This window comes from Paenibacillus algorifonticola, from assembly GCF_000971975.1.
Taxonomy (GTDB): Bacteria; Bacillota; Bacilli; order Paenibacillales; family Paenibacillaceae; genus Pristimantibacillus; species Pristimantibacillus algorifonticola.
Genome location: NZ_KQ040790.1, coordinates 602 through 1015, shown reverse-complemented (window position 1 = coordinate 1015; position 414 = coordinate 602). Strand labels below are relative to the sequence as shown.

1 tRNA gene is annotated in these 414 nt (G+C 47.6%); it reads right to left on the bottom strand.

Annotated features, from left to right (window positions below):
* Positions 1-315: 315 nt before the first annotated feature.
* A tRNA-Ala gene (locus WH37_RS06780) sits at positions 316-391 on the bottom strand.
* Between the last annotated feature and the right edge of the window lie 23 nt (positions 392-414).

The following is a 414-nucleotide window of genomic DNA, read 5'->3' as shown; positions in this document are numbered from 1 at the left end:
ATCCTCCGTGCGCTCTTATTAGCTTAACCAATCGCTACCGTATGCTCGATGTGCTGGCCGTTGTCCGTTCCACTTTGATCCTGCAGTTGCCTGCCGATCAAGAGTTTACACTTCCAAAAGTCCATCCCATTCGACCATACTTTCGCTTGCAGTGGGGACAAGTCAAGATCAAGACCTTTCATTGCCTTCCTGCGATATTTCTCGCTAAAGGATGTTTCATTCTTTGCTTTCGCTATCCAGTTTTCAAGGTGCAAGTGTTTGTTACATCCATTCCAAAGACAAGCTTTAGAAAAGACACAACCTTATACTTTTTTTTGGTGGAGCCAAGCGGGATCGAACCGCTGACCTCCTGCTTGCAAGGCAGGCGCTCTCCCAGCTGAGCTATGGCCCCATAAATGAGTACCGACTTCTCAG